Genomic DNA, 14,323 nt, shown 5'->3' on the forward strand with positions numbered 1-14,323 from the left:
GCAGCTCAGATGGCGTCCACAATCCTCCAAAAGAGAACCTTATGAAACTGCGCAACATCGCGATCATCGCACACGTTGACCATGGCAAGACCACGCTCGTTGACGAACTATTGAAACAGTCCGGCAACTTCCGCGATAACCAGCGGCTTGGCGAAAGAATGATGGACTCCAATGACATCGAGCGCGAGCGCGGGATCACGATCCTTGCCAAGGCGACCTCTGTTATTTGGAAAGATACGCGCATCAACATCGTCGATACACCTGGCCACGCCGACTTCGGCGGCGAAGTCGAGCGCATCCTCTCGATGGTCGACGGCGCCATCGTTCTCGTCGATGCCGCCGAAGGTCCTATGCCACAGACGAAGTTCGTTGTCGGCAAGGCACTGAAGGTCGGTCTTCGTCCGATCGTTGCGATCAACAAGATCGATCGCCCCGATGCGCGGCATGAAGAGGTGGTGAACGAGGTTTTCGACCTTTTCGCTGCTCTGGACGCCACCGACGAGCAGCTCGATTTTCCGATCCTCTATGGTTCGGGCCGCAATGGCTGGATGGCAACAAACCCGGAAGGACCCAAGGATCAGGGTCTGTCAGCACTCTTTGACATGGTCCTCGATCATGTTCCTGCACCCACCGTTGGTGAAGGACCCTTCAAGATGATCGGCACGATCCTTGAAGCCGATCCGTTCCTAGGCCGTATCATCACCGGCCGGATTCACTCCGGCACGGTCAAGTCGAACCAGCAGGTCAAGGTTCTGCACGGCGATGGCACGCAGCTCGAAACAGGCCGTATCTCGAAGATTCTCGCTTTCCGCGGTCTCGAACGCCAGCCCATCGAAGAAGCCCAGGCGGGTGACATCGTCGCGATTGCCGGACTGCAAAAGGGTACCGTCGCCGATACTTTCTGCGCACTCGATGTGACCGAGCCCCTGCACGCGCAGCCCATCGATCCGCCGACCGTTACCATGTCGTTCATCGTCAATGACAGCCCGCTTGCCGGTACTGAAGGCGACAAGGTCACAAGCCGCGTCATTCGCGACCGCCTGTTGAAAGAAGCCGAAGGCAATGTGGCGCTGAAGGTTGAGGAATCCGACGACAAGGATTCGTTCTTCGTGTCGGGTCGGGGCGAATTGCAGCTCGCCGTTCTCATTGAAAACATGCGCCGTGAAGGTTTTGAGCTTAGCATATCGCGCCCACGCGTCGTTTTGAAACGAGACGAGTCCGGCACGTTGCTTGAGCCCATTGAAGAAGTGCTAATCGACGTCGACGAGGAATATTCCGGCACCGTTGTGCAGAAGATGTCCGAACGCAAGGCAGAAATGGTCGAGCTTCGTCCGTCCGGCGGCAATCGCGTCCGCATGGTGTTCTATGCGCCGACACGCGGCCTTATCGGCTACCAGTCGGAGCTTTTGACCGATACGCGCGGCACCGCGATCATGAATCGCCTTTTCCGTGCCTATGAGCCTTTCAAGGGTGAGATCGCAGGGCGTACCAATGGTGTTCTGATCTCCAATGATCAGGGAGAGTCCGTAGCCTTCGCCATGTGGAACCTCGAAGATCGCGGTGCAATGATTATCGAAGCCGGCGTCAAGGTCTATGCCGGAATGATCATCGGCATCCATTCGCGTGACAACGATCTTGAGGTGAACATTCTCAAGGGCAAAAAGCTGACCAACATTCGTGCTGCCGGCAAGGACGAAGCCGTAAAGCTGACGCCGCCTATCCGCATGACACTGGAACGTGCGCTTGCGTGGATTCAGGACGACGAACTGATGGAAGTCACTCCGAAGTCAATTCGTTTGCGCAAGCTGTATCTCGACCCGAACGAGCGCAAGCGCTTCGAAAAGAGCAGCAAGACCGCTGGCGCGGCCTGAATTTGATCGTTCCACGTTAGGAAAAGCGGCGATTTCGCCGCTTTTTGTTTTCGTGGACACCCAAAAAACGTTTCCGTGGATGTTGCGAATCCGACGGTCGCGGGTTTATGGTTAAACAACCATGAACACCCATGTTATCGAGATAAGACGGGCCGAAGTGGCCGATGCCGTGGCGATCTCGGCCATCCATCTGGAGGCCTGGAAGGGTGCCTACACGGGTATTATTCCGCATCGCGCGCTCTACATGATGCTTGAGCGTCGCGGCGCCAATTGGTGGTCAAAGGCGATTCAGCGTTCGACACAGATCCTCGTCGCGGATGTGGGCGGCGTCGTCGCTGGATATGCAACGCTTGGACCTAACCGCGCCCGCCAGCTGCCGCAGAAGGGCGAGGTTTACGAACTTTATGTCCGGCCGGAGTATCAGGGGTTTGGCCTCGGCACGCGACTTCTCGGCGCTGCCCGCCGCAGCCTTGTAGATCAGGGCATGAAAGGTCTCGTCGTCTGGGCACTCGAGGATAATGGCCTTGCTGTTTCATTTTATCAGAACGCAGGCGGGCGGGACATCGCCGAGGGCGTTGAGTGTTTTGACGGCAGAACTCTCAAGAAAATTGCTTTCGTCTGGAGCTGATGCGACGACCCCCTCGTCTCCGGCAACTCGAAATTGCTCGATTCCTATGGCATAGACCTTGAACAAGCCGCGGAACCGCAGGAAATCATCGGCATTGTTGCGCCGCGGCATAAAAATCAGTACAGGACTTCCATACCAATAAGGACTCTGAAAAATATGCGCATCGATGCCATTGCTGTCGGCAACAATCCCCCTGAAGACGTGAATGTTATTATCGAGGTCCCGGTTGGCGGACAACCGATCAAGTACGAGCTCGACAAGGATTCCGGCGCGTTATTCGTGGACCGCTTTCTTTACACGCCCATGACCTATCCGGGTAATTACGGTTTTGTGCCGCATACATTGTCGGACGACGGCGATCCCATCGATGTGCTGATATGCAATACGCGGGCGCTCATGCCGACCAGCGTGATCAATGTGCGTCCGATCGGCGTCCTTGTTATGGAAGATAACAAGGGGCAAGACGAAAAGATCATCGCCGTACCTTCCCCCCACCTCACGCTCCGCTACGAAAAGGTGCACAACTACACCGACCTGCCGGATATTACACTCAAGCAAATCCAGCATTTTTTCGAGCACTACAAGGACCTTGAGCCGGGCAAGTGGGTGAAGATCGGCGATTGGGGCGATGAGGATGCTGCGCGCCAGCTCATCACCGAAGCGATAGAGCGCCATAACGCGAAGAAGGCCTGATCGATCAAGTCTCCGGCGGTGCGAGAGCGGCGAGCTTCAACGCCAGTTCCTCCGCATCGCCCGAGATTTTGATATGCTTCAGCCGCGACGTTGCACCGCTGACGATCGTCATATCGCGTACGGCGACATCCAGCCATTTTGACAGCAGCCTTACCAGCGCCAGATTGGCCTTGCCATCTTCAGGGACTGCACGCACTCGTACCTGCAGATGGTAGCGCCCACTCTCCGCTGCCTTGATCCCCTTGATTGCGTCTTTCGCCGACCTCGGTGTCAACCGCACGAATAGAATGATCCCGTCAAGCTCCTCGCGGAACCATAACGCCATTCTATACCAGAAGCGGTGCGATTGTGGTCCAAAGGAACTGGCGAAGGAAGAAGATGAGAAGCAGAAGGACAATCGGGGAAATATCAATTCCGCCAAGGTCAGGAAGAAAACGGCGGATAGGCCGGAGGGCAGGCTCGGTAACGCGATAGAGGAAATCCCCTATGGAGGCAACGAAGCGATTGCTGGAATTGATCACGTTGAACGCGTAAAGCCATGAAAAGATCGCGCTGGCGATCAGGATCCAGGTATAAATATCGAGCGCCAGATCAATGGTGCGGATGAGAGCGAGCATTCAGATCTCCTAAGATTTCCACGACATGTAGCGATTGGCTGGCTCGCGAGCAAGAGGCGCGCTGGATACAGGCGTTGCACGGCCGTTTCCAGGCTTGTCGTCACAGTATTCGTTACCTGACTATTCAAGGATAAAGCGGCCAACAAGGTATTGCGACTTCTTCATCTTCATCAATATTGTCGAAACTATAAAACCAGAATAAATTTGCGTTGTGATTCGGGCTATCCCGGCCCGCATTTCAGCCTTGGGGGTTTCCATGTTCAATAAGCTGTCGGCCGAATTTTTCGGCACATTCTGGCTCGTCCTTGGCGGTTGCGGCAGTGCCGTTATCGCCGCTGCGTTTCCTGAAGTTGGTATCGGTTTGCTTGGTGTTGCCTTTGCGTTCGGTTTGACGGTTCTGACAATGGCCTATGCGGTTGGCGGAATTTCAGGCGGCCATTTCAATCCGGCCGTTTCGCTCGGTCTCGCCATCGCAGGACGGTTTGATTTCAGGAATCTCATTCCCTATTGGATCGCGCAGATAATCGGTGCGATCGCCGCCGCTGCCGTGCTTTATCTGATCGCATCGGGCAAAGCTGATTTTACCGCTGGCGGCTTTGCCTCCAACGGCTATGGCGATCTTTCGCCCGGCAAATATGGATTGACCGCCGCGCTCGTCGCAGAAATCGTGTTCACGGCATTCTTCATCATCATTATCCTTGGCGCGACCTCGGCGTCTGTTCCGGCTGGTTTCGCACCTCTTCCGATCGGGCTCGGCCTCACGCTGATTCACCTTGCGTCCATTCCGGTGACCAACACATCGGTCAATCCGGCGCGCTCCACAGGCGTGGCGCTTTTCGCCGAGACCGCGGCGCTGGGACAGCTCTGGCTATTCTGGGTCGCTCCGCTCGTTGGTGCGGCGCTTGGCGCTATCATCTGGAAATCGCTGCTCGGCAAGGAATAGATCAGGTACGAAACGGGCCGGATCATCGGCCCGTTTCTTTTTCTGGACCATGCTTTTGCCCTATCCACTTTTCCAGCGAACTCGTTTAGAAGAAGTCTCCAGATTCCGGAGCTTTTCAACGAAATGACCAACTCCGAAACGAATGCGGCACACGATCGTTATGCCGCCTTTCGCCATTCGTCCTTTACCCGCTACTGGCTCGCACGCTTCTTCGGCTCATTTGCCGCACAGATCATCAGCGTCTCCGTTGGCTGGCAGATCTATGATTTGACCCGCGATCCCTTCTATCTCGGTATTGTCGGGCTAGTGCAGTTTGCACCTGCATTGCTGCTGGTGCTCGTGACCGGCGCCGCCGCCGACCGTTTCGGCCGCCGGATGATCATGGGTCTTTCGCTATTCCTGGAATTGCTCTGCGCCGCACTCCTGCTCCTGTTGACCCTCTGGCATTGGTTCACGCCTGGGCTGGTGTTCGTCATACTTGCCGGCTTTGGCATAGGAAGGGCGTTCCTCGGTCCCGCGTCCTCTTCACTGGTCGTGAATCTTGTACCTGCAGAGACGTTTTCCAACGCGGTATCCTGGAACTCGTCCGCCTGGCAGATTGCAACGATCGTCGGCCCTGTTGCCGGCGGCCTTCTTTATGGCGTTTCTCCAGTTGCCGCTTATGGTGTAGCGAGCGCGATGCTCTTGATTGCCGCCTTGAGCACATATGCGATTCCGAAACCGGCGCAGCATTCGCTGAATGAAAAGCGATCGCTGCAGACTTTGCTCGCCGGCTTCCACTATATCTGGAGAGAGAAGGTCGTTCTCGGCGCAATCTCACTCGACCTGTTCGCGGTGCTCCTGGGCGGAGCGGTGGCTCTGCTGCCGGTCTATGCGCGCGATATACTGCAGCTCGGCCCATGGGGCCTTGGAATGCTGCGAGCAGCGCCTGGCATCGGCGCCATTGTGACTGCGGTGTGGTTGACTGGTCATCCTATTCGCGATCACGCGGGCATCATGATGTTTGCTTTCGTGGCGCTGTTTGGTCTGCTTACCGTAATGTTCGGCGTGTCGGAAATCGCCTGGCTTTCGATAGTGCTGCTTGCCCTGATGGGCGCGGCTGACATGATCAGCGTCTATATTCGCGAAACGCTGCTGCAACTGTGGACGCCGGATCATGTGCGCGGACGGGTCAATGCCGTCAATATGGTTTTCGTCGGTGCATCGAACGAACTCGGCGAATTCCGCGCCGGCGTGATGGCTTCGCTCATCGGTACCATCCCCGCTGTTGTTTTTGGCGGTGTCGGAACCGTGGCTGTTGCAGGTCTTTGGGCCTACTGGTTTCCGCAATTACGCAAAGCTCGTAATCTGCAGGGCAGGACGTGACGTCCTGCTAGACCAGTGCGGGCTCTCCGAAAATCGCGGCGAGAAAGCGGTGCAGCCAAGCCCTGAGCACTGCATCATAGATCATCCGCCCTTCAAGATGATCCCGGCCCTGTTGCGCGCCGCATAGGGTAAACCGTTCCGCGCCCCGCACCACCCAACGATGCATCATGGCGCGTGTCAGTTCCGCGTGGAACTGTACGCCCCAGGCGTTCTTGCCATACCGGAACGCCTGGTTGGGATATGAACTGCCCGTTGCCAGCAGGGTTGCAGTCTGCGGCAGCTCGAAACCTTCGCGGTGAAAATGATAGACCATCGACGGCCAATCCATCAGGGCGCGACCGGCTTCCGTCGATTCGAGCGGATACCAGCCAATCTCAACGAGGCCTTCTGGATGAGGGCCAACTCGACCGCCGAGGTGGTTGGCAAGCATCTGCGCACCGAGGCAAATGCCGAGAAACGGCTTGTCTTCGGCTAGAGGGACGGACAACCATTCCGTTTCTGCCTTCACGAATGCTTCAGGATCGTTGGCGCTCATGGGCCCGCCGAAAATCACGGCTCCCGCATGGTCCTCGAGAGTCTCAGGCAGGGGATCACCAAGCGGCGGACGACGTATATCGAGAGCGAATCCGGCCTCCAGCAATAATTGGCCAACCCGCCCAGGACTGGAATGCTCCTGATGCAGCACCGTCAGGATCTTGGGACGTTGCGACTGCCCGCTTTCCATCCAGCCCGTATGGTACATTCGCCGGTCCCTATTCCTCTTTTACCACCTGTTTTGCGCGAAGTGCTGCCTGTCGCTTCATGGTCACCCGATCACGCGTCGATACGCCGATGAGTTCAGCTACCCGCCAGACAACATTGTCCTCCAGCTCATGCGAATTGCCGTCGGCAAAGACAACGTCCCACATCAACTCAATGAATCTGATGCGCGCCTCTTCGTCAAGATTGCGTTTGATGATGCTTGTGAAGCTGTAGAGGTCGACCGCTTCCTGATCGGCCTGCTCCCCTTCGTCGAGGAGGCGCTTCAATGCCTCGCCTTTCACGCCGTAGGCTTCCGAGATGAGCTGAGATATGCGCTTGCGTTCGACCTTGCCACGCTCACCGTCTGCGTCCATCACGTGAAACAGCAGGGCGGCCGCTGCAAGACGCGGATCCTTCCGGGAAAAATGTTCCTTGCTGCTATCGCCTGACGGCAAGGATTTGAAAAACGTCACAAGACGATCGAGCATATAGCAGATCTTTCGGGTTCAGATTGGAGCGCACCCGACCACAGATAACGCGCCGCAAAAGGGTGCGCCACTGTGCATCTTGCCGCAAACTGCCAATCTTTCTCACTTTTCGCTGATTAGAACAGCCGGAACTTCTTGCTCGACCTCTGCGCGGCATCATCAGGCCGCACGCCAGGATCATCCGGCACGGGGAGAACGAGTTCCTCGTCCTTCTGTTCGGGCTTCAGTGTTTCAGGGAATGCGGGCAGAACCGAAGCCGGTCTTTCCGGATTGGCCGTCTTCGCGGCCATCTGCGCCAGCTGGTCCTGTGGCGGCTTGCCTTGGTCAAGGTGCACGATTTCTGCATCGGCAACGTCTTCATCGTCGAGATCGTCCTTGAAGGCTGGCTTCTCCCGCTCGGAAACTGTCGGCTTGGCGGGATTTAGTGCTTTCATTTCTCCGAGGGGCTGCGCTGGTTCTGTTGCCATTGCCCTGTCGAAATCATCGCCGGAATCGATGACCGGGCCAAGCTGCTCGACCGGCACCTTCCATTCGAAGGCATCAAGCCTTCCCGTTACGGGAGATGCCGGTGCCCAGCGTTCGGATACATAGCCGTCGGCTGTCCACGCCGCATCGCGAGGTGCCCTGACGGCACGTGACAACCACTGCCGGATACGGCCCTGATCGCCGGTTTGCGCTTCCTCGATATCCGCCAGAAGGAGATAAGCGCTCTCGCGCGGGGCTGTGCGCAGCACCGCTTCAGCAGCTTCCCGCGCCTCCTTGAGTTCGCCGGCGGTCAGTGCCGCCCGCGCTATCGCCAGATTGGATTCCGGATGATGTGGGTAGAGGGACGCAAGGTGCCGGGCGCGTTTGAGCCGGTCGATCACCGAATCGCCGAGCCGCGCATGCACGTAGGTATCGGCAACCTCCGGATGAGGCTGCTTTTTCCACGTATATTCCAGAATCTTCGAGCCTTTGCGCAGGTCGCCCTGGCTAAACAAAGCTTTCGCAGCGACAATCGCAGCTGGAATGAGGTCAGGCGCCAGTTTGTTCGCCTCTATGGCAATAGGCCTGGCGCTTGCCGGATCTGTCTCGAACGTTTCTATCGCCTTCGCCGTCAGGAGCACCGCCCGCTCGCGCTTCGCTTTCGTCTTGTCGATCTGCTTCGTTGCCGTCTGCTTTTCGAGCAGGAGCAGCGCTCCGTCCCAGTCACCATGGGTGGTTTTCTGGCCCAGAGCCGCCGAAGCTGCCCACTCCACACCCGGCGCCAGCAGAGCAGCTTCCTCGGCGTAGTGGCGTGAGGCATCGCGAGCGCCAAGACGTTGCGCCTCAAGGTATAGACCTCGCAAGCCCAGCAACTTCGTTTCGGGATCGTCGAGCATGGATTCGAACTTTGCGCGCGCATCCTCGGCTCGTCCTTCCAGCATGGCGGCCTGTGCGTCGAGAAGCTTGATCAGCGGCTCCTGATCGACGTTCAGTAGCTTGTCCGCCTGCTTGACCATTCTGCGGGCGGTTTCACCATCGCCAGCACTTGCAGCGATCAAACCGGTCGATAGCGACTGGTAACCCCGATCCCTCTTGCGCGCACGAAAATGGCGGCGCAGCGCATAGGGTGAGGTGACGAGGCTTTTTACGATCCACCAGAACAGCATGACGGCAGCGACGATGGCAACGATGGCAGAAGCCGCCACCATCAAAGAGACTTTATATTGCATCCCGGAAAGTGTGACGACGAGATCGCCCGGCCTATCCGCAAGCCAGGCAAAACCGGCCCCCAGCAGCAAAACGGCAAGGATGAAGAACAGGATACGGATCATGATCTTCTTGCTCCTAATTCGCCGCAGCCGGCGACTTGATGCCAGCCAACGCATCAGAGAGGGCCTTAGACACGACCTCCCCGGCCTTTTGCCGCGCCTTCACAGCATTGGCAAAATCAGTGGAAACCGCCTTTGCATTTTCCGGCAGCTTCTCCCACTCTCGAATAGCGGCGCCGAGATCGCCCGCGTCCAGGTGGGCTTCGATCCGGGCAGTAACTGCGTCCACGCCTTCGCCCTCGACCATGCCGACTGGACGCGCTTGTACGAGGTTCGTTGCACTTGCCCAGAGACGATCGAGAACTCCGGCATCCGAATCGACCTTGTGCGAACTTGCGATGATGCTTGGTGCGACATCATCAAGTTGACGTGCCAGCATGGTCGCCGTGGGAATTCCCTTCGCGGCGAAAGGACGAAGGCTTTCGACATCTCCGGCCGCTGGCGCGACCGCGAGATAAGTGTCAAGCTCAGCCGCGAACGGACCACCGCGATCGATTGCTGCCTTCAGGCCCGTGGCAGCCATCGCGAGCGCCATATTCGTCTGTTCGGATGTGTCGTTCACTTTTGCTTCGAGTGCATTCAACCGTTCTGTAGCACCCGCCGCGGCGCCGCCGGCCTGTTCCGCCTGCTGTTGGCTGACGTTCAACCTGGTTTCCAGGGCCGCTATGCGCGCATCCAGGGCGCCTGTATCCGCGGCTGGGGCGGCAGACCCGGCATTCTTCTGGATCTCAGCGACACTTTGCTTGATTGCGCCCAGCTCCGCGGACAGAGCCGTTACCTGACCCGCCGCCTGCTTGGCGTTTTCTACCGCGTCATTCAGAGCCGTCTGTGCGCTCCCGCTCAGTGACTGGCCCGTTGCTGGTACGTTCCGTAGAGCTCCTATCTGCTGCTCGAGCTCTGAAATGTCCGCCCTCGGTGACGGCAACACACCTGCCCACTGCAGACCGGCCGCCCCGATGAGCGCCACCGCGCCGCCTATGATCCCGGCAATAACGCGGCCAAGCGAATCATACGTATTAGCGCGCGACCGTGTCGCATATCTCGCGTTGTTGGAGGCTTCATCGCGACCAACCGGCTTTGTCTCGCTTGGCGCGCTTGCGGGCTCAGGCTGCGGTTTCTCGCTGGGTTCCTGCTTTGCGCCCAACATCGGCTCAAAGCCGACGGGCTCCGGTTCCGGAACCTCGTTTTGCTCCGGTTTCCTCGTCACAGAGGCTGGCTCAAGTTCGATCGTCACTGGCTTGCGGGCAGCTTTTGAATGACGGGGAACGGACGATTTGGCCATGAAAACTCTCTTCTCGATCGCTCGGTGAAACTGCAAACCTATCAAGTAAGTTCCTTGTGCGAAACACCAAGCCTCTGCCAGATTTCAGTCGGAACTCTAGTGTACAGAGTGTTGCACCCTTTGCAAAAGGGCAAAGAGAGCATCCTCATCCGGCTTGGCCGCAACATGGATCAGAGCTTTTTCGCAACCGGAAAGAGCGTCGGCGACACGCGGCGAAAGGCAGAAAACCTCCGTGCGCTTAAAGAGCCCGGCAACATCCGCCCGAGTACTCAGCTGCAGAAACGCCTCCGCGCTCCGCCGCGAATAAAGCAGGCAATCATCGACAGCTGCCTGGCCGAAAAACTTCGTCAAAAATTCGCCGGTGTACGTGACTGACACAGTGTCATAGGTCTGCAAAGTTCGATGGTGGATGCCTGCATTCCGGAGCGTGCGCTCAAATTCTGGCGCTCTAACCCGCCCCGCCAGATATAAAATCCGTGCTCCAGTGCAACATTCCTCGATGATAGTTTGAGCGAGCGACACGCCATCACCATCTCCAGCGGTCACAGTTTGAAAGCCCCGGGCCCGTGCTATCGCCGCAGTGGCATCACCCACCACAAAACAGGGTAGATCGAGAAGCAGTTGCATGACCCTGTCCGGCAGCTGCCGCAACGCATTGGCGCTCGTCGCGGCGACCGCGTCGAACTTCCCGCTCGGTCGCCTCACCCGAACTGGTACGATTTGGGTGAGCGGCAGAACCAAGGGAGAGAAACCATAGCCGAGCAAACGTTCGGATGTTTTGGACGCCCCCGGCTCAGGCCGCGTGACCAGAACCGTTCTCATCGTCAGTGCCAATCGTTGAAGAAGTGCGGTCCGGCGAGTTCGCGCACGCGCAATGCCGCTTCGCGCCCGATTTCAGCCGCCCTTAGGCTGGCACCTTCACTGAAAACTTCATGTGCTTCGCTGCCGTCGGGCAGGAGAATCATGCCGTGGAACTTAACTGTATCGCCCGAAATCGTCGCCAGCCCCGCAATAGGTGTGCGGCAGGAGCCGTCGAGAGCAGCGAGAAATGCCCGTTCGCACGCCAAGGCCGTAGCGGTCGGCAAATGGTTCAAAGGCGCCAGCAGCGTGTCGACGCGATCATCGCCGATACGCGTTTCCACGGTAATCGCGCCTTGTCCAGGTGCTGGTGGGAATGATCTCACATCCATCAGCTCCATGGCGACGTGACCCAGACCCAGCCGCTTGAGCCCCGCATAGGCAAGGAAGGTTGCATCCACCTGACCATCGGCAACTTTGCGCAGACGCGTTTCGACATTGCCGCGGAAATTGACAACCTTGAGGTCTGGACGCGCCCGCCTGATAAGGGCTTGGCGCCGCAGCGACGCGGACCCGACGACAGCTTCCTGAGGTAGATCCATAAGCGATCTGACATCGCGTCCGATAAACGCATCCCGTGGATCTTCCCGCTCCAGAAAAATAGAAAGATGCAGTCCATCCGGCAGGAATGTCGGCATATCCTTGGAAGAGTGAACTGCAAGGTCGATACGTCCATCTGCAAGCTGTTCCTCGATCTCGAGCGTAAACAGTCCCTTGCCGCCCACCTCGGCGAGAGGACGATCCTGTATTCGATCACCGCTCGTTGAGATGACAGTGATTTCTATGTCATCCTCATGAAACCCGTGGGCTTTGATCAGGAGGTCACGCGTCTCACGGGCTTGTGCAAGCGCCAACGCACTCCCACGTGTACCGATCTTGAGCGTTTTTGTTTGCATTGGCGGCTGTCCGTGTTACGCGAATTCGAAACTGGCCGTTTACTAGCGAGCTTTCGTTCAGCGGGCAATGCGACGAAGGATATCAGGTTTATCGATGCGTGTTCTGGGTATTGAGACAAGTTGTGACGAGACCGCGGCAGCAATTGTCGAACGTGACGCTGACGGTCATGGCCGCATTCTGTCCAATGTCGTTTTAAGCCAGATAGAAGAGCATGCGCCTTATGGCGGCGTGGTGCCCGAAATCGCCGCGCGCGCGCATGTGGAAGTGCTCGACAGACTTGTCAGCCAGGCTCTCCAAGAAGCTCACATGACATTGGACGACGTAGACGCAGTGGCGGCAACAGCCGGTCCAGGTCTGATCGGCGGACTGATCGTCGGCCTGATGACCGGGAAGGCAATTGCCATGGCGGGACGTAAACCCTTCTTCGCCATCAACCACCTGGAAGGTCATGCGCTGACCCCCCGGCTTACCGATCGCATTGATTTTCCCTATCTGCTGCTGCTGGTTTCCGGGGGGCACACGCAGATGGTCCTTGTCAAGGGTCTCGGCGACTATGAACGTCTCGGAACCACTGTAGACGACGCGCTTGGGGAAGCGTTCGACAAAACTGCAAAGCTGCTTGGACTGCCTTACCCCGGAGGACCCGAGGTCGAGAAAGCAGCTCTGCTCGGCGATCGGGCGCGCTTCACGCTGCCGCGCCCTATGAAAGGCGAGGAGCGGCTGGATTTTTCCTTCTCTGGCCTCAAGACTGCGGTGCGGCAACTGGCGACAACCCTGGAACCTTTATCGCAAACCGACGTCAATGATATATGCGCTGCATTCCAGGCCGCGGTTGCCGATACGCTGGATGATCGTGTTTCGCGCTCCCTGATGCGGTTTCGCCAGAGTTTCCCTGACGTTTTCGAGCCTTCACTGGTCGTCGCAGGCGGCGTTGCCGCAAACAAGGAACTGCGCGCCCGTCTACAACGGCTTTGCTCGGATGATGGATTTCGCTTCATTGCGCCACCAATGGAACTGTGCACCGACAACGCCGCGATGATCGCCTGGGCAGGCGCCGAAAGGGCCGGTTTCGCACCCGCTGACACGTTCGATATAGCGCCTCGTTCGCGCTGGCCGCTCGATATGCAATCGGCGCCTCTCATCGGCGCGGGGCGACGCGGAGCAAAGGCATGAGTACGATTGCGGTTCTTGGCGGGGGCGCATGGGGCACTGCCCTCGGCAGCATGGCTGCGCGACACGGGAACGAGGTAAAACTATACGCGCGGGATGTCAGCGTCGTTGAATCGATCAATTCCGTCCATAGGAACGAAAGATACTTGCCGGGGATCGACCTGTATCCAAAACTTGCAGCAAGCACCGACGCGGCGGAAGTCCTCCGAGGCTGCGACCTTATTCTCTGTGTCATTCCGGCTCAGGCGTTAACCCATGCGATCGAGGGCTTGAAAGCGCTCATTCCGGTTGATACGCCCCTGGTCATCTGCGCCAAGGGCATCGAGCGCGCGAGCGGCTCGCTTCCATCAGGCATCGTGGCGCGCATACTGCCCAACCAAAAGCTTGGGGCGCTCTCTGGTCCGAGCTTTGCCACTGATGTCGCAAACGGGCTGCCTACAGCTGTTACAGTTGCCGCACGGGATCAATTGCTGGCGGATACGATTGCCGCAGCGCTCTCAGGCCGGACTTTTCGCTGCTATTCGACCGACGACTTGATCGGGGTTGAAATCGGAGGGGCTTTAAAGAATGTGCTCGCCATTGCCGCAGGGGCAGCCATCGGACGAGGCTATGGCGCCAGTGCTCAGGCGGCGTTGGTGACTCGCGGCTTTGTGGAACTGCGAAGGATTGCGCAGTCCATGGGCGCTCGGCCCGAAACGATCATGGGGCTCTCCGGGCTCGGCGACCTCATGCTTACATGTGCGACGCCGCAATCGCGCAATTATTCGTATGGACTTGCTATCGGAAGGGGCGAAGACCTTTCGAACCGGCCACTCGCCGAAGGAGTGGCGACGGCTGCCATTGCTGCCGAGCTCGCCGCGGGCAAGGATATCGAGGCGCCCATTATTGCAGCGGTGGCCCAGATACTCGATCGACAGATTACAATCGACGAGGCCATGGAAGCGCTACTGGCGCGACCGTTGAAAACCGAGAACTAA

The 14,323-nt window shown here is 58.0% G+C and carries 15 protein-coding genes; 7 read left to right on the forward strand and 8 right to left on the reverse strand.

All coding sequences use genetic code 11. The features are described 5' to 3' along the window. Window positions 1-41: 41 nt before the first annotated feature. The 3 genes from typA (at window position 42) to ppa (ending at window position 3,192) form a co-directional block, all read left to right on the forward strand. A complete protein-coding gene (typA, locus tag CU100_RS00955; RefSeq protein ID WP_106715916.1) occupies window positions 42-1,871 on the forward strand; it encodes a translational GTPase TypA in 1,830 nt (609 codons plus the stop codon). A 121-nt stretch (window positions 1,872-1,992) separates the two neighbouring features. Next, entirely contained in the window at window positions 1,993-2,499 is a 507-nt protein-coding gene (locus CU100_RS00960; protein WP_106714696.1) for a GNAT family N-acetyltransferase, read from the forward strand. 156 nt (window positions 2,500-2,655) lie between these two features. Beyond that, complete coding sequence (gene ppa / locus CU100_RS00965; RefSeq protein ID WP_106715917.1) at window positions 2,656-3,192, forward strand: inorganic diphosphatase; 537 nt, start codon at window positions 2,656-2,658, stop codon at window positions 3,190-3,192. Window positions 3,193-3,196: 4 nt separating this feature from the next. On the opposite strand, the gene CU100_RS00970 is transcribed toward ppa, so the two are convergent. Next, a complete protein-coding gene (locus tag CU100_RS00970; protein WP_106714697.1) occupies window positions 3,197-3,517 on the reverse strand; it encodes a DUF167 family protein in 321 nt (106 codons plus the stop codon). Between the two features lies 1 nt (window position 3,518). Then, complete coding sequence (locus tag CU100_RS00975; RefSeq protein WP_106714698.1) at window positions 3,519-3,809, reverse strand: YggT family protein; 291 nt, start codon at window positions 3,807-3,809, stop codon at window positions 3,519-3,521. 256 nt (window positions 3,810-4,065) lie between these two features. Here CU100_RS00975 and aqpZ point away from each other — a divergent pair, with 256 nt between their 5' ends. Beyond that, entirely contained in the window at window positions 4,066-4,752 is a 687-nt protein-coding gene (gene aqpZ, locus CU100_RS00980) for an aquaporin Z (protein ID WP_106714699.1), read from the forward strand. Between the two features lie 123 nt (window positions 4,753-4,875). Then, a complete protein-coding gene (locus tag CU100_RS00985; RefSeq protein WP_106714700.1) occupies window positions 4,876-6,117 on the forward strand; it encodes an MFS transporter in 1,242 nt (413 codons plus the stop codon). A 7-nt stretch (window positions 6,118-6,124) separates the two neighbouring features. On the opposite strand, the gene CU100_RS00990 is transcribed toward CU100_RS00985, so the two are convergent. From CU100_RS00990 to hemC, 6 genes are all read right to left on the reverse strand, one after another. Next, the gene (locus CU100_RS00990; protein ID WP_106714701.1) at window positions 6,125-6,859 is read right to left on the reverse strand and encodes a glutamine amidotransferase; all 735 of its coding nucleotides are present in this window, start codon (window positions 6,857-6,859) and stop codon (window positions 6,125-6,127) included. A 10-nt stretch (window positions 6,860-6,869) separates the two neighbouring features. Continuing rightward, a complete protein-coding gene (locus CU100_RS00995; protein ID WP_106714702.1) occupies window positions 6,870-7,346 on the reverse strand; it encodes a tellurite resistance TerB family protein in 477 nt (158 codons plus the stop codon). A 116-nt stretch (window positions 7,347-7,462) separates the two neighbouring features. Beyond that, window positions 7,463-9,142 (reverse strand): heme biosynthesis protein HemY, encoded by a 1,680-nt coding sequence (locus CU100_RS01000; protein WP_106714703.1) that lies wholly within the window; start codon window positions 9,140-9,142, stop codon window positions 7,463-7,465. Window positions 9,143-9,155: 13 nt separating this feature from the next. Next, window positions 9,156-10,421: a COG4223 family protein gene (locus CU100_RS01005; RefSeq protein ID WP_106714704.1), complete on the reverse strand. Its 1,266-nt coding sequence runs from the start codon at window positions 10,419-10,421 to the stop codon at window positions 9,156-9,158. A 96-nt stretch (window positions 10,422-10,517) separates the two neighbouring features. Then, the gene (locus tag CU100_RS01010; protein ID WP_106714705.1) at window positions 10,518-11,243 is read right to left on the reverse strand and encodes a uroporphyrinogen-III synthase; all 726 of its coding nucleotides are present in this window, start codon (window positions 11,241-11,243) and stop codon (window positions 10,518-10,520) included. Between the two features lie 2 nt (window positions 11,244-11,245). After that, window positions 11,246-12,175 carry a hydroxymethylbilane synthase gene (gene hemC, locus CU100_RS01015; RefSeq protein ID WP_106714706.1) on the reverse strand — a complete coding sequence of 310 codons (930 nt, stop codon included), beginning with the start codon at window positions 12,173-12,175 and terminating at the stop codon, window positions 11,246-11,248. Window positions 12,176-12,269: 94 nt separating this feature from the next. Between hemC and tsaD the strand changes: the two genes are divergently transcribed. Continuing rightward, the gene (gene tsaD / locus CU100_RS01020) at window positions 12,270-13,349 is read left to right on the forward strand and encodes a tRNA (adenosine(37)-N6)-threonylcarbamoyltransferase complex transferase subunit TsaD (RefSeq protein ID WP_106714707.1); all 1,080 of its coding nucleotides are present in this window, start codon (window positions 12,270-12,272) and stop codon (window positions 13,347-13,349) included. Further along, the gene (locus CU100_RS01025) at window positions 13,346-14,323 is read left to right on the forward strand and encodes an NAD(P)H-dependent glycerol-3-phosphate dehydrogenase (protein ID WP_106714708.1); all 978 of its coding nucleotides are present in this window, start codon (window positions 13,346-13,348) and stop codon (window positions 14,321-14,323) included. Before tsaD ends, CU100_RS01025 begins: the two co-directional genes overlap by 4 nt.

It is taken from the genome of Phyllobacterium endophyticum, from assembly GCF_003010935.1.
GTDB classification, from domain to species: Bacteria; Pseudomonadota; Alphaproteobacteria; order Rhizobiales; family Rhizobiaceae; genus Phyllobacterium; species Phyllobacterium endophyticum.

What these genes read in the sequence shown, in the direction of transcription:
- CU100_RS01025 (WP_106714708.1), top strand. Translation starts at nt 13,346, where the DNA reads ATGAGTACGATTGCGGTTCTTGGCGGGGGCGCATGGGGCACTGCCCTC.
- CU100_RS00990 (WP_106714701.1), bottom strand. Translation starts at nt 6,859, where the DNA reads ATGTACCATACGGGCTGGATGGAAAGCGGGCAGTCGCAACGTCCCAAG.
- typA (WP_106715916.1), top strand. Translation starts at nt 42, where the DNA reads ATGAAACTGCGCAACATCGCGATCATCGCACACGTTGACCATGGCAAG.
- ppa (WP_106715917.1), top strand. Translation starts at nt 2,656, where the DNA reads ATGCGCATCGATGCCATTGCTGTCGGCAACAATCCCCCTGAAGACGTG.
- CU100_RS00975 (WP_106714698.1), bottom strand. Translation starts at nt 3,809, where the DNA reads ATGCTCGCTCTCATCCGCACCATTGATCTGGCGCTCGATATTTATACC.
- CU100_RS01000 (WP_106714703.1), bottom strand. Translation starts at nt 9,142, where the DNA reads ATGATCCGTATCCTGTTCTTCATCCTTGCCGTTTTGCTGCTGGGGGCC.
- hemC (WP_106714706.1), bottom strand. Translation starts at nt 12,175, where the DNA reads ATGCAAACAAAAACGCTCAAGATCGGTACACGTGGGAGTGCGTTGGCG.
- CU100_RS00995 (WP_106714702.1), bottom strand. Translation starts at nt 7,346, where the DNA reads ATGCTCGATCGTCTTGTGACGTTTTTCAAATCCTTGCCGTCAGGCGAT.
- tsaD (WP_106714707.1), top strand. Translation starts at nt 12,270, where the DNA reads ATGCGTGTTCTGGGTATTGAGACAAGTTGTGACGAGACCGCGGCAGCA.
- CU100_RS00960 (WP_106714696.1), top strand. Translation starts at nt 1,993, where the DNA reads ATGAACACCCATGTTATCGAGATAAGACGGGCCGAAGTGGCCGATGCC.
- aqpZ (WP_106714699.1), top strand. Translation starts at nt 4,066, where the DNA reads ATGTTCAATAAGCTGTCGGCCGAATTTTTCGGCACATTCTGGCTCGTC.
- CU100_RS01005 (WP_106714704.1), bottom strand. Translation starts at nt 10,421, where the DNA reads ATGGCCAAATCGTCCGTTCCCCGTCATTCAAAAGCTGCCCGCAAGCCA.
- CU100_RS00985 (WP_106714700.1), top strand. Translation starts at nt 4,876, where the DNA reads ATGACCAACTCCGAAACGAATGCGGCACACGATCGTTATGCCGCCTTT.
- CU100_RS01010 (WP_106714705.1), bottom strand. Translation starts at nt 11,243, where the DNA reads ATGAGAACGGTTCTGGTCACGCGGCCTGAGCCGGGGGCGTCCAAAACA.
- CU100_RS00970 (WP_106714697.1), bottom strand. Translation starts at nt 3,517, where the DNA reads ATGGCGTTATGGTTCCGCGAGGAGCTTGACGGGATCATTCTATTCGTG.